Annotated in this window: 16 protein-coding genes; 5 read left to right on the top strand and 11 right to left on the bottom strand. The window is 46.3% G+C overall.

The features are described 5' to 3' along the window. Positions 1 to 103: 103 nt before the first annotated feature. From AC3CIC_RS09500 to AC3CIC_RS09490, 3 genes are all read right to left on the bottom strand, one after another. Positions 104 to 1,090: a DUF2860 domain-containing protein gene (locus tag AC3CIC_RS09500; RefSeq protein WP_488514443.1), complete on the bottom strand. Its 987-nt coding sequence runs from the start codon at positions 1,088 to 1,090 to the stop codon at positions 104 to 106. A gap of 146 nt (positions 1,091 to 1,236) precedes the next feature. Further along, a complete protein-coding gene (locus AC3CIC_RS09495) occupies positions 1,237 to 1,773 on the bottom strand; it encodes a DUF6942 family protein (RefSeq protein WP_394210103.1) in 537 nt (178 codons plus the stop codon). A gap of 4 nt (positions 1,774 to 1,777) precedes the next feature. Further along, positions 1,778 to 2,647, bottom strand: a complete 870-nt coding sequence (locus AC3CIC_RS09490) for a LysR family transcriptional regulator (RefSeq protein WP_488514442.1) — start codon at positions 2,645 to 2,647, stop codon at positions 1,778 to 1,780. Between the two features lie 179 nt (positions 2,648 to 2,826). Between AC3CIC_RS09490 and AC3CIC_RS09485 the strand changes: the two genes are divergently transcribed. Further along, positions 2,827 to 4,050: an MFS transporter gene (locus AC3CIC_RS09485; RefSeq protein ID WP_488514441.1), complete on the top strand. Its 1,224-nt coding sequence runs from the start codon at positions 2,827 to 2,829 to the stop codon at positions 4,048 to 4,050. On the opposite strand, the gene AC3CIC_RS09480 is transcribed toward AC3CIC_RS09485, so the two are convergent. After that, positions 4,047 to 5,219, bottom strand: a complete 1,173-nt coding sequence (locus AC3CIC_RS09480) for a GGDEF domain-containing protein (protein ID WP_488514440.1) — start codon at positions 5,217 to 5,219, stop codon at positions 4,047 to 4,049. The genes AC3CIC_RS09485 and AC3CIC_RS09480 overlap by 4 nt on opposite strands. Positions 5,220 to 5,510: 291 nt before the next feature. Here AC3CIC_RS09480 and AC3CIC_RS09475 point away from each other — a divergent pair, with 291 nt between their 5' ends. Together AC3CIC_RS09475 and AC3CIC_RS09470 are read left to right on the top strand one after the other, a co-directional pair. Continuing rightward, complete coding sequence (locus AC3CIC_RS09475) at positions 5,511 to 6,185, top strand: hypothetical protein (RefSeq protein WP_488514439.1); 675 nt, start codon at positions 5,511 to 5,513, stop codon at positions 6,183 to 6,185. 160 nt (positions 6,186 to 6,345) lie between these two features. Beyond that, positions 6,346 to 6,540 (top strand): DUF4250 domain-containing protein, encoded by a 195-nt coding sequence (locus AC3CIC_RS09470; RefSeq protein ID WP_488514438.1) that lies wholly within the window; start codon positions 6,346 to 6,348, stop codon positions 6,538 to 6,540. A 16-nt stretch (positions 6,541 to 6,556) separates the two neighbouring features. On the opposite strand, the gene metR is transcribed toward AC3CIC_RS09470, so the two are convergent. Then, entirely contained in the window at positions 6,557 to 7,468 is a 912-nt protein-coding gene (gene metR, locus AC3CIC_RS09465) for an HTH-type transcriptional regulator MetR (RefSeq protein ID WP_488514437.1), read from the bottom strand. Between the two features lie 104 nt (positions 7,469 to 7,572). On the opposite strand from metR, the gene metE reads away from it, so the two are divergent. Together metE and AC3CIC_RS09455 are read left to right on the top strand one after the other, a co-directional pair. Continuing rightward, positions 7,573 to 9,843, top strand: coding sequence for a 5-methyltetrahydropteroyltriglutamate--homocysteine S-methyltransferase (gene metE / locus AC3CIC_RS09460; protein ID WP_488514436.1), 2,271 nt, complete (start codon positions 7,573 to 7,575; stop codon positions 9,841 to 9,843). 242 nt (positions 9,844 to 10,085) lie between these two features. Beyond that, entirely contained in the window at positions 10,086 to 11,690 is a 1,605-nt protein-coding gene (locus tag AC3CIC_RS09455) for a CHASE domain-containing protein (RefSeq protein ID WP_488514435.1), read from the top strand. Between the two features lie 54 nt (positions 11,691 to 11,744). On the opposite strand, the gene AC3CIC_RS09450 is transcribed toward AC3CIC_RS09455, so the two are convergent. From AC3CIC_RS09450 to AC3CIC_RS09425, 6 genes are all read right to left on the bottom strand, one after another. Beyond that, positions 11,745 to 12,191, bottom strand: coding sequence for an META domain-containing protein (locus tag AC3CIC_RS09450; protein WP_016959626.1), 447 nt, complete (start codon positions 12,189 to 12,191; stop codon positions 11,745 to 11,747). 260 nt (positions 12,192 to 12,451) lie between these two features. Then, positions 12,452 to 13,207: a phosphate ABC transporter ATP-binding protein PstB gene (gene pstB / locus AC3CIC_RS09445; protein ID WP_017007547.1), complete on the bottom strand. Its 756-nt coding sequence runs from the start codon at positions 13,205 to 13,207 to the stop codon at positions 12,452 to 12,454. Positions 13,208 to 13,224: 17 nt separating this feature from the next. Then, complete coding sequence (gene pstA / locus AC3CIC_RS09440; protein WP_016959624.1) at positions 13,225 to 14,070, bottom strand: phosphate ABC transporter permease PstA; 846 nt, start codon at positions 14,068 to 14,070, stop codon at positions 13,225 to 13,227. Positions 14,071 to 14,075: 5 nt separating this feature from the next. Next, positions 14,076 to 15,008, bottom strand: a complete 933-nt coding sequence (gene pstC / locus AC3CIC_RS09435) for a phosphate ABC transporter permease subunit PstC (RefSeq protein ID WP_488514434.1) — start codon at positions 15,006 to 15,008, stop codon at positions 14,076 to 14,078. A 115-nt stretch (positions 15,009 to 15,123) separates the two neighbouring features. Continuing rightward, entirely contained in the window at positions 15,124 to 15,945 is an 822-nt protein-coding gene (locus AC3CIC_RS09430; RefSeq protein WP_016959622.1) for a phosphate ABC transporter substrate-binding protein, read from the bottom strand. A gap of 221 nt (positions 15,946 to 16,166) precedes the next feature. Further along, positions 16,167 to 17,786: a putative bifunctional diguanylate cyclase/phosphodiesterase gene (locus AC3CIC_RS09425; RefSeq protein ID WP_394210119.1), complete on the bottom strand. Its 1,620-nt coding sequence runs from the start codon at positions 17,784 to 17,786 to the stop codon at positions 16,167 to 16,169. Between the last annotated feature and the right edge of the window lie 114 nt (positions 17,787 to 17,900).

Raw genomic sequence — 17,900 nt, 5'->3', positions numbered from 1 at the left:
TATAGCGGCTTGTAGAGAGGAGAGCCAGAAGGTTTAAACCCGTAGTTTTGCAGGGTTTTTGGCGGTATTGGGCTGCACTACCCGAAAATGCAGCCCATTTGCATTAGAATTTGTAGTTCACACCCAGTGAAAATAGATACTGGCTGGCGTTATAGAAATCAATATTTGAGTCAATGTTGTTGTAGCCTGCCAATGAAATGAGGGACAAAGGCGTGACATCAAAAAGCTCACCGTACTCATACGCGAGGAAGGCGCCGTATTCTTTGTCAGCACGTGTGGTACCAAAAACTGGATGATTCGCATCGTAGTCTCGAGCATGATATTTACCCGTTAGTACAATTTTATTTCGGCCAGCAAAGCTGAAATAGGAAAGCTCACCCCCTAGCGATTGGTAAGACATTGCATCGCCTTCGGCTTCATGATCGTAGTAAACAAACGCGGGGGCGATACCCAATCCGCGACCGAGGAACTGACGGTAGCTGACCTTTGAATATAAGGTGTCACCTTCACGGTTTAACTGGCTTTGTTCACTGAGTGTGAACCCTGCAGTCCCGCTTTGCTCGTCGTCGATCTCGGTTTGTGCGTAGGCGATGTCAATAGACAGCGGAGAGCCACCAATACTATTCAACTGTAAACGGTAAGCATTGCCAGATTTGTCTGTTTCAGATCGCGCTGCATCTGTTAAGTAAGGATTTGACCATACTTCTTCTGACAACACGGTGGGCAAATACGCCACCGTAACTTTAGTGCCAGAGGCCAATTCTTGCTTGTAGCCAATTTCCAAAGCAACCGTACCGACGGCAATATCTTCACGGGTCGTACCGACAAAAATTTGTTGATTAAGCCCTTCGCCCCAAGTGAAGGCTAACTTGCCCAGAGGCCCAAAAATGGTGTTCGTCTCACGATTTCCACTGCTGTTTAGCGGCGCGTTTGTTATGGCATCGCCACTGGTAGATAAATTGGAATCCGTGGATACCACACCGCCTAGCAGTGATATTTCGCCGCTGAGTCCGCCTCTTTCTGCCAGCCCAGCGTTAGCAAAAAAGGGCAGTACAATGAGACTGGTTAAAAGAGTGTGTTTAACATTCATGCGCGCAATGTCCTTTTGCTCTGACGATGTAAAGAGTCTGCCATCATAGCAAAGAGGATGGCTAGAAAAATAGTCATGAAAATCGATAAGTTAAAAATCTATTCAATGCGTTTTATTACTACGAACAGAACATTGGGAATCGATCATCACAGTTTGGCCATTAATTTGGTCAATACATCAATTTTTTGATTCGACAGTTGGCGATAGTCAAAATAGGGGCAAATAATGATGGGTAGCGTCGGGTGTCGGGCAAAGTCCTTGTCTAGCCAAACACATTGTTCTGCGATACCCAGTTTTTGAGCATGAGTTTTCCCAGCGATAATGTGGATACCGCCGCTGTCGGCCAATGTGAGCAGATCATGGCGGCCAAAATACAACGCTGCGTTGGAGGCTTGTTGAAGCAATGCTTCATCTCGGTACCTCTGCCATGTAGCAAAACCTTGTGGGCGAAGCGTTGAATGTTCGGGCAGCGCATATAGTAGCTTTGCATAGACGTTGAACACTTTGCGCCAGCCATTACCTCCGGCTTGCCCAATGGCGATTATGTCGCCATTAATGAGAGGTGTGTGGCTCCCAGTTAGAGGCATTTCGCCCCATAGTGCGTGCAGAGGCGGTGCTTTCTCTACATAGACATTGATAGAAGGGTTACCTGAGCCGAGCGAAAAAGCGTGCACTGTGTTCATCCTGCTATTTGTTCTCTTGTACGAAATCGATAAACGCACGGTCCGCCAATGATAAGTAACCGTGTTTTCGCCACGCCATGGAAATATCTAATGTTACGGGTTCTTCAAATGGAATGGCAATGAGTCCAGGTTCGTGCTGTGTCACCAATTCAAGCAAAGCGGTAATAGCAAAGCCATGACGAACAATGTTTAAGATCATCGCCAACAGGTTGGTTTCAAAAGAAAGGTTGGGTGTGATTTTATGGCTAGCACAGATACGGTCAATGAATTCGCGGTGAAAATAGCCTTTTTTGAACATCACCAACTCTTCATCAAAGAAGGCTTGAAAATTCATTGAGGTTTGTTCCGCCAGTGGATGATCGGCACTGGTGACGGCAACCATTTGCGAAGAAATCAAATGAGTTGTGTCCAATGCGGCAGGGACATCCTGACTGTGAATCACCCCAATGTCGAGTTCGCCATCGAGTAGCATTTGTCGGATTGACTGTGTCCCTGCTTCTACCACACTGAGTTTAAGATCTGGGTATTTGCTTTTAAAGCCCATCAAAATGGAAGGGAAGAAGTAAGAACCCAGCATGCCAGGCACGCCTACACGAACTTCGCCTTTTTGTAAGCCTCTAAGTTCTGCCATTTCGGTGTTGGCGTCTTCAACCATTCTTAATATGCGGTAAGCGTGGGGAAGGAGAGTTTGGCCTTCTTGCGTGAGGTGCACTTGGCGTTCGTTGCGGTCAAATAGATTGAGGCCGATATTGGTTTCTAATTTCTTTATCGCAATACTCAACGCAGGCTGGGCAATATTCAGCTTTCTGGCAGCGCGAGTGAAATTTTTCTGCTCGGCGACACTGACAAAATATCGAAGCTGTCTTAGATCCATGCTTTATGTGCCTTTTGATAGTCGATGTGAGTGTCAGAGATGGCCTATACCCAAGTATCTTGAGGTTGTTTGGGTATAGGTATAAAAAAAAGATCTCACTCCAATATAATTAATATACTTTATATATTACTGATAGGTTGCTAATTTCACAGTATATTGTGAAATCAGTAATGTAGAGCATGATCGAATTACAAACACCCGCTTACCGTAAAGCCGCATTTGCCTTATCTTTTGGCTCCTTTCTGGTGTTCTGTAACCTGTATTTGTTCCAGCCAATGCTTCCTGTATTTGCAGATGCCTTTGTCGTCACCGCAACGAAAGCGAATTGGCTTCTCGCCGCGTCCACGCTGGGCTTATCGATTAGCTTGTTACCTTGGGCGTTACTGTCTGAGAGAGTTGGCCGTCGCCCGGTGATGCTTGCGAGCCTATTTTTGATGCCAATCGTCGGTTTTGCGTCACTGTACGTGGACGCGTTTTGGGGGTTGGTGGTGCTCAGAGCGCTAATGGGTATTGCGTTGGCTGGCTATGCGGCGGTCGCGGTGGCGTATATGGCGGACGAGTTTAGCCCGACCGCGCTTGTGGTCGCGGTAGGTGGCTACATCAGTGCTAACTCGTTAGGTGGAATATTCGGTCGCTTATTCGGTGGTTTGTTCTCGGATTTTTTCGGGTGGCAGGGCGCTGTGATGGCAATGGCAATATTTACGGCCATTGGCATTTTGTTGGTCTGGAGTCTATTGCCTACTCAAACACGGTTCGTATCAACTAATACCTCGCTTATTGAGCAAACAAAAGTGATTGGTGAGCACGTTAAAACCCCCATATTGTGGGTTGCCATGATTATTGGTGGTGTGAATTTTGCCCTTTTCGTGAACATCTACTCAGTGACAACATTCAGACTGTTGGCAGCACCTTTTAACCTTCCTGTCGGTATTGCATCCGCTATTTTCATTTGTTATCTCGCTGGCACGCTGACCTCTCGGTTAAGCGGGCGCTGGGCGAACCGGTATTCACCGATTTCAGGCATGACTTTTGGCACCGTGGTGACATTGTTTGGGGTATTGATAGCCAGCGTAGAAACTCAAGCGACCGTGGTCATTGGCTTACTCATTGTGAGTGGCGGCGCGTTTTTTACACACTCATTGGCTTATGGGTGGGTGAGTCGACGCACAACGAAAGGTAAAGCCACTGCAACAGCACTGTATCTAGTTCATTACTATGTGGGTGGCAGTCTGGGTGGTTTCTATTTGATAGGGTGTTGGGAATATGCTGGGTGGTTCGCTGTCACGCTTGGGGCGATCTCATTGGCGGCTCTCAATCTTGTTTTGATTCAGACATTGGGCTCGCTGGAAAAGAAATGGCTGACTCAAACATCTGTCATTGAAGCAAAAAGAGCGAGTGATTAGTTGGCAGTCTCAAGCCAAGGGCGCTTATGTTTTTCCTGCACATCATCACAGCAGTGGTCAAACATGCGGCTGCAATCGCGACCGTTATGCTTTGCGTGGTACAAAGCAAGATCCGCTTTTTCAAGTAACTGGTGAAGGCTATCTTGTGTCGAAAGACTGGTACTAATGCCGATGGATGTTGTCACTCTGATTGGCTCAGACACACCTTCTACATCGATTGCCAGATCGCGAATATTACTCATGATCCTCGTGGCTACCAGTTGAGCGTTTTCTGCACTGCATTGCGGTAAAAAGAGAATGAATTCTTCACCGCCATATCGACCAAATATATCCGATTTCCGTAACGTTTCTTGCACGGTTTTGGTGAATGCTTGCAGCACCATATCGCCAGCGAAATGGCCATATTGATCGTTAATTCGCTTAAATTTATCAAGGTCCATCAACAGAACAGAATAGGGGCGTGATCGTGTGCGCGTATTCTCAATGTCGCGTTTCGCGAGGGTGAGCAACATGCGGCGATTGTATACCCCAGTAAGAGGATCAAGCGTCGCGTGACGGTATAAGCGAAGCATCATATGCAGCTTGGATGTTTGAGCCCAAATCACGAGAAAACCTACGACCGTTTGTAGCCAATAGATCGCAAAAGTATCTAAAGAGAGAAGAAATCCGCTCTGAAAATCAACGTAGATCTGTGTCAGTGCTGTGGCAAGGAGCAGTGAGAAAGACTCTCGAATAGATAAGGGAAATATCGTCAGCATAATGACATGCAGAAATGGCAGTAATGTGTAGCAATAAACGAACGTATTGATGGTGTGTGGATAACCTAACACATGATTAGCCAACAAATAAAAGACATTGATGCTCATGACCAAGGCGACTAATGCAATGCGGCAGTCGCGAAGAGAGTGACGTGAACGAACGATATGGGCAATGGTAAAAAGCGTGGCGGCGAGACAAATTCTAAGAATGGTCAGCGAGTAGCTGCTGGTATCAAGTATCAGGTTATCAACGGGTATCCATACGAGTGTTAGCGCCGCCCAAACATAACTAAGTGCAATAATGCGTGATCGCAGGTATGTCGCACGTGTTGTGTTGAAACTGGCAGCATGACGCTTTGCGCTCCAGAGTTCCTGAAGCGAAAGTTTAAAATGACGGTAGGATAACTCCATGTTTCCCCTGGTTTTCATTGACGCACGAGCCAGTGATGGGTATTAAGCAATTTTTTGAAGCGCATTCACAATATTAATACTTATAGTAAAACAGTTACATATGAATGCGAGTGAATGCAAAGTTATCATCAATAACTGTGAGGGTATCTACATTGTTATAGATATAAAGTGGCCTGATGCCTCACGGCGGTATTTGCGATAAAAAGTGGATTTTCAGGCGGTAGTATAAATTGGGTAACTCACGGTTGCTTGGGTATAATTGCCCGCATATATCCAATAGGTAGTAAAACAATGTACGAGTTATTGAGTTCGGTGGTGATGTCGGGTGCGTTAGGCGCCCAGTTTGTTTTGACGTTGGTATTGCTGAAAGGTGATATCTGTCCGGGGCAGCGCGGACGTCTGCATAAAGCGTTTTGGTTTCTGGTCGCCGCTTGGGCATTGGTTGTTCCATTTTCTCCATTTTCAGCGTTGCCATTTATTGCGTTAGGCATTTTTTCATTGCGTTCGAAATCAGGGAAAACTCGACTGTCTGGACCTATTCCTTTGTTGCTTTTGGCCAATGGCTTTGGTGCGTTGGCAGTGCTAATTTCAGCATGGCAACAAGGCATGTTTGTAGGGTTGCTGATGATTTCCCAAGTTGCTCTGGTGGGCGCTATCACGGGACATTGCTTGCTGGTTCGGGCGCGATCTCGTTTACAGGCATTTCACCGTATTCTTCCGGTTGCGGGTATTGTCGCTGCAATGTTGATGGCGTTGGTTATTGCAGTTGCCAGCACATCTATGCCGGAGGCGTCAGCCAATGCGTTAGTGACATCCGTGTTGACCAGTTTGGGCTTGGTGCTAGTGGGCGTGATAATTTGGACATTTCATTTGCTTCGTCAAACACCACCGCATTTACTGCAACTTTGTTGTGCGCTGATCGTCATTGGGGGGGCATCTGGCGTTGCCATGTCAGCACTCATCTGAGCATTTGCATGGCAACGGGTTGTCTCAGGCACAATAAAAGGCACGTGAAGTGCCTTTTTTGTGGCTGTTCACCTTAGGCGTCAACGCGAATATGACGTATCGCATCTAAAATACTTTCGAATAGGTTCAAAAGTGACCCACTGAAAACGGGAGTACGTGTATGGAAATCCACAACCTTGAGCATCTCGAAGGTGCGATCATGTTCGGCATCGTCAATGAGAAGTTGCGTTTAGAGTGCGATAGCCTCGACGACCTCTTGGCGCAATTTGAATTGGACCACCAATCTTTCCAACACAAACTCGATGAAATGGGATGTTACTACGATCCCGTTGTGAATCAGTTGAGGCAAAAATAGAGCTCAAGACGGTTAGCTATACCTTCTTAATCCCATCCAAATGGGTATGGCATTGATTGCGAGCGGTAGCAAAGAACGCTTTAAGATAGGGCCGTTGCGACTCCTGACTTCTTACCGCGGCATACAGTCGACGCCAAAGCCCTTTGCCGAGTGGCCTATCAACCACCAAACCCTGTCTTGAAAATTCACTAATGGCCCAATTAGGTAAGGCAGCTACGCCTAATCCAGCCGTTACCATTTGTATCAGCATCAAGGTGTTATCTGCAGATTTAAATTGAGCTGGCTCAACACCTGCAGGATGCAAAAAGTGCTTAACCACATCCATACGTTGTCGTTGCACCGGATAGGTCAGTAGGGTTTCTCCGGCAAGGTCTTCAGGTTCAATCACACTTTTTTTCGCCAGTGGATGCGTGTCGGCAAGAACAAGGCGCATTTCAAAATCAAACAGTGCCTCATAGTGAATTTCACTACGCGGGCTAATGTCTGAGGTAATCACCACATCTAACTCGCCTCCTGCCAATGCCGGTAGTGGTTCAAAGCCAAACCCAGAAGAAAAGTCTAACTTCACCAACGGCCAACTCATTCTGTATTCTTTTAATGCTGGCATAAGCCATTGAAAGCACGAGTGGCATTCAATGGCCATATGAAGCCGTCCCTGCGCATCTTCTTTCAAGGCTGCCAACTCTGTTTCAGCCCGAGCGAGGCGGGGCAAAACATCATCGGCCAACGCCAACAACACTTGTCCTTCTGCGGTAAATCTCACCGGGCGTGTCTTTCTCATGAACAGTGGCGAACCAATACGCAGCTCCAAATCCTTAAGCTGATGTGAGAGCGCCGATTGTGTCAGGCAAAGCTGTGTTGCTGTCGCCGTCAGCGAGCCTGTGTCGCGGAGAACGAAGAGGGTGCGTAGGTGCTTTACTTCTAACATGAATTTATCTCAACATCCGTTTGAGTAATTTGAGTTTGTTTTATGCACTCTAATCAATCAAGGTGGACATGTAAACATCTGGACGGCTAAAAAGGAGAGATAGCATGACCACGACACATATTTTGGGTTACCCACGCATCGGCAACAAACGAGAATTGAAATTTGCATTGGAGCAATATTGGAACGGTGAAATCAATCAACAAGGACTGTTGGATGTTGGTGCAACCATTCGTCATCATAACTGGCAAGTACAAAAAGATGCTGGCTTATCGTTTGTCACTGTGGGTGATTTCGCATGGTACGACCAAGTGCTTCAAACGAGCCTGACGTTAGGCCACATTCCTAAACGCCATCGTCACGGTCATCCTGATCTGGATACCTTGTTCCGTATTGCTCGAGGCAAAGCGCCAACGGGTTGCAGCTGCGCCGCGTCAGATATGACCAAGTGGTTCAATACCAATTATCATTACATCGTTCCTGAGTTCACTAAAGATGACGAGTTTTCCCTGAGCTGGAACCAACTGTTTGATGAAGTGAGCGAAGCGCAAAAATCCGGATACAAGGTGAAACCTGCCATTTTGGGTCCGATTTCTTACCTTTATCTAGGTAAAGAAAAAGACGACGATTTTAATCGTTTGGAACTGTTGCCACGATTGTTAGCGGTTTATCAGCAAATTCTCGCCAAATTGAAATCACAAGGTGTGGAATGGGTACAAATTGATGAGCCTATTCTCGCGCTGGAATTGCCAGACGAGTGGCGCAATGCCTACAAGCTTGCGTATCAAGTGATTGGCGGTGATGTGAAATTGCTTCTGACTACCTATTTTGAGTCTGTTGAGCATCAACTTGATGTAATTTCAGCGCTTAATGTCAACGGTCTTCACCTTGATGCGAATGTTGCGCCACAGCATGTCGATACCATTGTTGATGCCATACCTGATCACTGGGTGGTGTCTCTTGGTGTGGTGAATGGCCGAAACATTTGGAAGGCGAACCTCAACAAGTGGCTAACGGCGCTGCAGTCAACAGCGGACAAATTGGGAGACCGACTTTGGATCTCAAGCAGTTGTTCTCTGCTGCATTCACCGATTGATGTTGAGCAAGAAACCGATCTCGAGCCAGAAGTGAAGAGTTGGTTGGCATTTGCTAAGCAAAAATTGGATGAAGTGGTGTTGCTGGCGAATGCACTTAACGGGAACAGTAAGGCAATTAGCGAGACTAAGGCTTACAGTGAGGCTATTGAGGCGCGTACAACTAGCCTTCGTGTCAATAAGGCGGATGTACAGGCGCGTGTGAATGGCATTACCACGGCGCTGGCTGAACGCGCCTTGCCATATCAACAACGTGCTGATGCACAACATGCGTCTTTGTCGCTACCTTTATTCCCAACCACAACGATTGGTTCATTCCCGCAAACTGGCGAGATCCGTCAGCAGCGTCGCGCTTTCAAAACGGGTGAACTGTCAGAGTCTGATTACACCGCTGTGATCCAGGGGCATATTCAAGATGCAATTGAACGTCAGGAAAAGCTAGGTTTAGACGTGTTGGTTCACGGTGAGCCAGAGCGCAATGACATGGTGGAATACTTCGCAGAGCATTTGGACGGTTTTGCGGTGACGCGATTTGGTTGGGTGCAGAGCTATGGTTCTCGATGCGTGAAGCCTGCAGTGATAGTGGGGGATATTTCTCGTCCTGCACCTATCTCGGTTGAGTGGACGGCATTTGCACAAAGCCTGACAGACAAACCAGTCAAAGGCATGTTGACCGGCCCTGTGACGATTCTTGGTTGGACATTCCCGCGCGAAGATATTTCTCGTCAGCAAATTGCAGAACAAATTGCGTTGGCATTGCGTGATGAAGTGTCGGATTTGCAAGATGCCGGTATCAAAGTGATTCAAATTGATGAGCCAGCGATTCGTGAAGGCATGCCTTTAAAAACCGGTGATTGGAAAAACTATCTGGATTGGGCTGTTAATGCGTTCAAAATTTCAGCCGCCAGTGCGACACCAGAAACGCAAATTCATACCCACATGTGTTACAGCGAATTCAACGACATTATTGATGCAGTTGCGGCGCTAGATGCCGATGTGATTACCATCGAAACCTCACGTTCAGACATGGAGTTGTTGCAAGCGTTTGAAGAGTTCGCGTATCCGAATGAGATTGGCCCTGGTGTGTATGATATTCACTCTCCAAATATTCCAGACGTGGAAGGCATTGTGGCGTTGCTCGAAAAGGCACGTAAAACCATTCCTGACGAGCGTCTGTGGGTGAACCCTGATTGTGGTTTGAAAACACGTAACTGGGACGAAGTGGAAGCGGCGCTGTTGAGTTTAGTGAAAGCGGCTCAAATATTGCGAGAAGAAGTGGCTTAATCATTGTTTTAGCCTCAGCGAAAGGCGTGAGAGTCATCATCATTTCGTCATTGTGTCGTAGAGCAACCTGAAATGTTATTTAGCCCTGATCGGACATGTTCCATCAGGGCTTTTTTGCCCGTAATTATCATTCTCAATGAATTAACGAACCAAAGAATACAAACGGTTAGTCAGCTCAATGTTGGCGTGATCACGAAATATGACCAACAATTAGTTAACATCTATTGGAGGGCGTATTGAGGATGGCAAAGAAGGTTTTGTATTCAACGATTATCACAGTCTTAGTTGGGCTGTTTTTTTCGTTCCTCGCAGCCATGTCTTTGCATCAATCTGAACAGCAATCCATTAAACATGAAATTCAAAAGGATGTTGAAAACGCTGCACTTTCTCTAGGAAGGGAACTCAACATTAGTATTGAGTTGCTATATGCGCTGCGTACTCAGCTCATCATGCATCAAGACATTGATGAGAGCAGTTTTAGTCGATTGGCCGATAGTGTAATGGATCGACATCCTAATATACGCGCGATGGAGTGGGCTGAATTTGTTTCCGGTGATGATCGAGAACTCTACGAATCCGAAGCTGCGTTAGAGTTTGCGCTTTTTGAGATTGTGGAGCTGAGTGCCAACGGGGATCTTGTTAAGGCGATGACGCGCGATCGATATTTCCCTGTTCGTTACATCACACCTTATGAAGTAAACCAACGGATTTTAGGGTTTGATTTGGCTTCTCGAGAGTCAATGGAAGAAGCATTGGAGATGAGCTGGTACCGCGGTGTGCCGATTGCAACACCGGCGATGCGTTTGAAACGGGAATTTGAAGACAACAGTGGATTTTTGATGTTGTTACCCGTGTTTTATGGTGATCCTGAAACGGATGCCGACCGACAATCCGCATTGCGTGGGTTCCTACTCGCCTTGTTTGACGTTGAGGATATTTTTGAACTGGCAATAAACAGTATAGTGAAAGAGTCTATCAATCTCGAATTGTTAGATGTCGGCCTTAACACGCAAGGCGATGTTATTTATCAAAATGTAGTCGATTTGTCCGAGCCGCCTGTGACGACATTGAGCTATACATCCACCCCCATTTACTTTGCTGGCAGAGAATGGCTATTAAAAGGCACGCCATCGCCAAGCTATGTGAATAGCCGCATGAGCATCTACCCGCATTTGATTTTCTTTATTGGTGTGTTGATCTTTACCTTGTTGGCATACCTGCTTTATATGCTGCAACATCGTGCGCTGACAGTGCAAAAGCATGTTGATGCGAAAACCCGTGAACTCCGAGAAGCCAATAAAAAATTGGAGAAAATGTCGAAAAGCGATGGCTTAACGGGGTATTGCAACCGTGATTATTTCGAAGAATGTATTCAAGCCGAAGTGAAACGAACTCAACGAGATAATCTGGCGATTAGTTTGATTGTGATTGAAATAGACAATATGTCTCGTTACAACACGAAACATGGTCGTGTGGTTGGCGATAAAGCGATTCGACTGATTGGCCAGGCTGTATCCGATACATTAAAGCGTCCGGGTGATTTGTTAGCGCGTTATGGAGGAGAAACCTTTGCGATTTTGCTACCGAATACCAAAGATGGTGCCCCTATCGCTCAGTTGTGTATTGATGCTGTTAAGACGCTGAAATTGCCGTTCGACAAAGAGGCGGGTTCTCAGATAATGACGATTTCGATTGGTGGTGTGTCGGTCCTAAATTCAGACGAAATAGATGCAACAAAAGTGATTGCGTATGCTGAGATCGCATTGGGCAAAGCCATTAATGCAGGGCGAGATCAATGTAGTTGGATCTATACCGAAGAAAGCAAACAGCCCCCAATCGGAGGCTGAAAGCGATAGCTTGTTAGCGTAACAAGCGATAAAGCTCGTTCGTACAAAAGGTAATTAATTTACCCAATCACGAAGTTGAAATGACAGAACGTGCTCACCGTTTTTCAGTTGCAGCGTTTGTTTAGTCAGTGTCACGTCGCTCCAATCACCCAGCACATTAGTCATCACGCCTTCGATAGCCATTGCTGGCTCTGGACATGCCATCATGGTGCTCGCCATTTTATCAATGCGGAATTGCTCGCCCTTCAGCTCGCCTTGTCCGAAATAGCGGTTACAACCTGCGTGACCATTGGCGGTGAAAGACTCACCAATCTCTAGGCTTGGGGCGGCAAAACCTTCAGGAAGGCTCAATGGCTGACCATCAACACTTTCCAGTACCCAGTTGTGGTGCTGCATGTTCACGGTAGAAACGTCTAATGCGTCGGTTTTACCGGAAGTGCTTGTTGCACAACCCGCCAAAATTGCTGGCGCAACCAGCATTGCGATTGCCATCTTTTTCATTCGTTACTCCAGAAATATTACTGAATGCGTCAATTATAGAGTTCGATACAGGGTTAAAGACAGTGTCTTTGAGGTTTAGTTTCCTCGAATGCAATGCATTTTCCACTATATGACTGACTTTATTATTCGCTTTCTGAACCGCTTATCAAGTCAGAACTCTGTTAAAACTTGAAATTTAGTCTGACAATTAGCATTACGCTGCTCGATGTTAATATGTTCAAGCGGTTTGTTGATCAATTTGTTACGGGCAGTGCGGCGTTTTAGCCAAAGTCACCATTCACGTAACCTCGAGTACGATCGTCGCGAGGATTGGCAAACAATAGTTGCGTCTCATCATGCTCAACCAATTCTCCCATTAGGAAGAATGCAGTGCGATCTGAAATGCGACGAGCTTGCTGCATGGAGTGGGTCACAATAACGATGGTGTAGTTCTTCTTTAACTCTTCCATCAAGTCTTCAATTTTCTTCGTCGCAATAGGGTCGAGTGCCGATGTCGGTTCGTCCATCAGAATCACTTCGGGCTCCATGGCGATAGTGCGAGCAATACAAAGGCGCTGTTGCTGGCCGCCAGATAACCCAAAAGCATGAGATTTTAAACGATCTTTCACTTCATCCCAAAGTGCAGCACTTCTTAGGCTTTGTTCAACCACAGCATCGAGTTTTTTCTTATCTTTCATGCCTTGTGCACGCAGTCCATAAGCCACGTTGTCATAAATGCTCATTGGGAATGGGTTGGCTTTTTGGAACACCATGCCGACCTTGATACGAAGATTCGCAACATCAATGTTGCCATACACATTCTCGCTATCCATCTCCAAACGGCCATCAATTTTTACGCCTTCGATGAGATCATTCATGCGATTAAGGCAACGTAGCAGTGTCGATTTTCCGCAACCAGATGGGCCAATCAATGCCGTCACTTTTTTGTGCGGGATGGGTAGGCTGATGTTTTTCAGCGCGTGATTGGCACCGTTGTTGTAGTAAAGGTTCAGATTTTCAATATCGAATTTGTTCATGATTTTTTCTCTCAAACTCAGTAAGAAGCTTTGCTAAATTTGCTGGCGATAATTTTTGTCAGCATGTTCATAAGCAGTACGACGACAATTAGCACAGTGGCAGTGGCATAGGCTTGATTCCACTCGTGCACCGTGTAGAGCTCCTGAGTTAACTTGTAAAGATGGACGGTAAGTGTGCGGCCAGAGTCCAACACGCTTTCTGGAATGCGTGCGACCATGCCAGCAGTAAGAAAAACCGGTGCAGATTCGCCAATAACGCGGCCGACACTCAAAATGATGGAGGTAACAATACCTGGCATCGCACTTGGCAGAATCAGCTTCCAAATGGTATAGATTTTCGATGCGCCCAAACCATATGAGCCTTCACGGTAGGTTTGCGGTACTGCCATTAAAGCTTCTTCAGTGGTGCGGATAATCACGGGCAGAATCAAGATACTTAGCGTTAATGCGCCAGAAAGTATCGAAAAACCAAGACCCAATACGCCGACAAAAAACGTCATGCCGAACAGACCAAAAATAATTGAGGGAATGCCCGCTAATGATTCGGTACAAAAACGAATCACTTTAACCAGTTTGCTGCCGAGCTTTGCATACTCAGTGAGGTAGATCGCCGTCATGATGCCGATAGGCGCAGCAATGGAAATAGAAGCGATGACCATATAAATGGTTGAGACAATCATTGGCCATATGCCTGATTGTTCACCAATACGGGTGTAATCGCTGGTAATGAATGACCAGTCAACGTACTGCAGGCCATTGCTCAATATGTACCAAATAATCCAAAACAGAAATCCGACTGTCATGCCTGCAGCCAGCCAAACCGTGACCATCAAGATATTGTCTTTTAGTTGACGTGTAAGCATTTCAATTACCTCGCTTTTTCACGGTTAAGGAAAAGCAGTGTCGCGTTTAGCATCATGATAAAGACAAGAAGGACGATACCTGTGGCGTACAGAGCACTGGCATGAATACCGGAGGCATAAGACATTTCCAGTGCGATATTGGCGGTTAATGTGCGTGCAGATTCCAAAATGCCTTCTGGCATAGCTGGTGCGTTACCCATGACCATGATGATTGCCATGGTTTCTCCCAATGCACGAGCGATACCGAGAATAACCCCCGTCATAATGCCCGAACGTGCTGCTGGGATAAGCAGTTTAAACGTGGTGAACATGGGCGAAGCGCCAAGCGCCAGTGAGCCTTCTTTGTAGGTTTTTGGTACAGCACGTAAAGAGGTTTCTGATACCGCAATAACCGTAGGTAGAATCATGGCTGCCAGCACAACAATGCCAGCCAGCACTGTGTTACCAGCAGGAACGTTAAACACGTCTTGAATCAAGGGAACGATAATGACAAGGCCAAAGAAGCCGTATACCACTGATGGGATGCCTGCGAGTAACTCGACGGCAGGTCGTATAATGTTTGCCAGCCATTTTGGTGCGACTTCGGCAATGAAGATAGCGGTCAGTACCGCTACAGGAACACCCAGAATAACAGCGCCAGCCGTCGATACTAACGACGCGACAATCATAGGCGCGATGCCATAAAGCGCTGGAGGTAGCCATTCAACGCCTGTCACCATGTTGACTAAGCCAGCTTGTTGAATAGCTGGAATACCTTCGCGGAAAATAAAGTAACCAATGGTGGCGAGAGACAACACGCCCAAGATAGCGGCGGTTAGGAACAATGCACGGAAAAACGCTTCGCGCCAGTCTCGGTTCTTTCGTTTACCCAGTTTGCCCACGTTGCTTGGCGTGCTGGTGGGTTGAATGTCAATAACATGTTGATTTGCGATGTTCATGCTCACTCCGTGATGCCAATCATGGCAGTTAGGAAGTCTTTTTAAAGCGGCCTGACAAGCGCGTCAGGCCGATAGTGGGTTTAGGCGGAATCAACACACCTAAACAACTAATGATTTACTGAACGGGCACATAGCCTTGGCTTGAGACAATTTTTTGGCCTTCGGCTGAAGTCACCCATGTCATGAAGTCTTCAGCGGCAGGTGACGGCTTGCCAGCTTTGCTTAACACCAAAAATGGACGTGCAACTTTATACTTGCCTGCTGCAACTGCATCAGATGTCGCTTCTACGCCGTCAACTTTGACTGCTTTCAACGACGCATCGATTGAACCTAGAGAGATGTAGCCGATAGCGAAGGGATTGTTAGCCACGATGGTTTTGACCACGCCATTGCCATTGCCGACTTGTGCACGTTGAGAAATTGCCGAGACTTTCATTCCGTTGATATCGCGCTTCAAGCTCATGATGTCTTCAAATGCACCGCGAGTACCTGATGCTGTGTCTCGGGTAACGACAACGATAGGTTTGTTTTCGCCACCCACTTCGGCCCAATTTTTCACATCACCGCGGTAGATTTTTGCGATTTGCTCAATAGTCAGATCAACAAGAGGGTTGGCATTGTTGACCACAACAGCGATACCGTCTCGTGCAATCACCGTTTCTTTTAATGTTGGTTCTTTCTCGGAATCTTTCAGTGAACGTGATGCCATGCCAAACATGGAAGTGCCATTTTTGGCGGCTTTAACGCCTGCTGAAGAACCCGTTCCTTGCACTTCAATGAAGGTATTGCCATTTTGGGTTTGATACGTTTCTGCCAGTACTTCCATCACTTCGGTAACAGATGTAGAACCTGACACTGTAATTGTTTCTTGCGCAGAAGCTGTGTTAGCCATTAATGCGCCAGCGACACACAATGCAGTAAAAACGTTTGATCTCATTCGAGCTTTCCTTAGTCGTGCCTCTTAAAAGGCTTTGTTTGTGTCAACAGTGGCAACTTTAGGAAAGTTTTATGACAGCTATGTTTCACTTAATTGAAGCATTAATGACGAGATGAAAATATCACTATAGATTCGAGTGTTTTATAAACGATTGATGAAAGTGTGAGCAAAATAAGGGGGTGCAGTTGTTCGATGAGGGGAATATAAACAGAGTGTGGCAGTTAGTTTTGATTGGCGACTTTGGAGCTGATTTGGAGAGATTCATTGAGCCAAGCATCAGTTTGGGCCAGATTCATTGGGCGGCCATACCAATAGCCTTGAATTTTATCGCAGCCGATAGACATCAAATATTGTCCTAGCGCTTCAGTTTCAACACCTTCTGCAACCACACGGCAATCCAAACTGTGGGCGAGGTAGATAGTGGATCTCACAATGGCTTCATGGTTACTGCTATAGAGTAGGTCAGTGACAAAGCTGCGATCTATTTTAATCTCATCAATGGGCATATTGCTCAAAATAGACAGGGATGAGAACCCAGTACCAAAGTCATCGATGCTTAAATACACGCCCAGCTTTTTGATTTTATCTAAGACGACTCTCGCTTTCGCTGGATTCAGCATCATGCTCGTTTCGGTCAATTCAAGGGTGAGCTGCGCGGGATTAATGGCGTATTTTTTGATCAAACCTGCCAGGTAGGGCTCGAGGTTTTCGTCTTCTAGATCTTTGACTGAAATGTTCACCTGAACTTGCGGCGTGATGGATTGTTTTTGCCACACCGCTAATTGAGCAACGGTCGTTTCAAGCACCCAGTGGGAGATTTGCTTGATAGCGTTTGTCTGCTCCGCAATCGGAATGAAATCATCAGGTCGTACGGAATATCCGTCCCCGAGAGTCCATCGGATAAGTGCTTCAAAGGTTGTCTGATGTGGGTTATGTACATTCATAACGGGCTGAAAGTAGAGCTCAAAATCCATTGTTGCAATGGCATTGTGCAGCATCGCGGCCAATTCTGACTGGTCGTAAAAATGTGTAGATGCGGACGGTTCATAGATAGCGTATGGGGCTTGAATGCGTTTGGCGCTGTACATAGAGATTTCTGCGCGTTTGAGGATTTCTTCTGCATTCGAGCCATGTTCAGGGTATAAGGCGACCCCGACAGTGTTGGTTAGGTTCATGTCGTGATCGTTAATGGTCAATGGATGGTCAAGGTAAGACTGAATATTTTCGATATAAGCAGAAATATTTGTATTCTCGGGGTTGGTGAGCAAGAGGGTAAAGCGGTTTCCGCTAGACCTCGCTAAAAACACATCTTCATCGACGAATTCTTTAAGGCGTGCTGAGAACTGTGCGAGTAATACGTCGCCCTTTTGATGACTAAAAACCTCGTTGAGGTTGTTGAAGTTATTAATATCAATGATAAAAACCGCAAATCGCTGCAGATTGGCGTTGTAATCAACAATATGTTGGCTGATGGTACTAATGAGGAACCGACGGTTGGGTAACCCTGTCAATGGGTCGTGTGCTTCATTGTGGCGTTGCTGAAACTCAGCAAACGCAATACGTTCCATGCTTTGGGATACAACGCTAAAAATCATGACGCAAAAGATCCCGCCACCAAAAAACACAACAGAAACAATAAATTCGATAATGATTATTTCGGATTTTAATGCGAGAAAGCTAGCATAAATCATGTAGCCCAGAACAAATCCAAGCATGACAGGCACAAAGCTAAATGTTGAAGGGCGCCTATCGCGGCGATACAGAGAGATCGACGATTTTAGCGCCGAAATGAGGGCGAGCATGCCAAGGATGACGAGGACAATAGAAAGCGTTTTTATCATCGTAGCTGCAATATGCCCACTGAATAAGGAAGTTCACTCTGCGATGGCGAAACGCTCGATCAGCAGAGGCCTTCCTTATTGTAGTAGAAATACGCGATTTTGAGAGTAGTGTCA

The organism is Enterovibrio sp. QJM3NY_24, from assembly GCF_057786035.1.
Note: the sequence above shows the minus strand (reverse complement) of the source record. Positions and strands in the feature narration are given on the sequence as shown.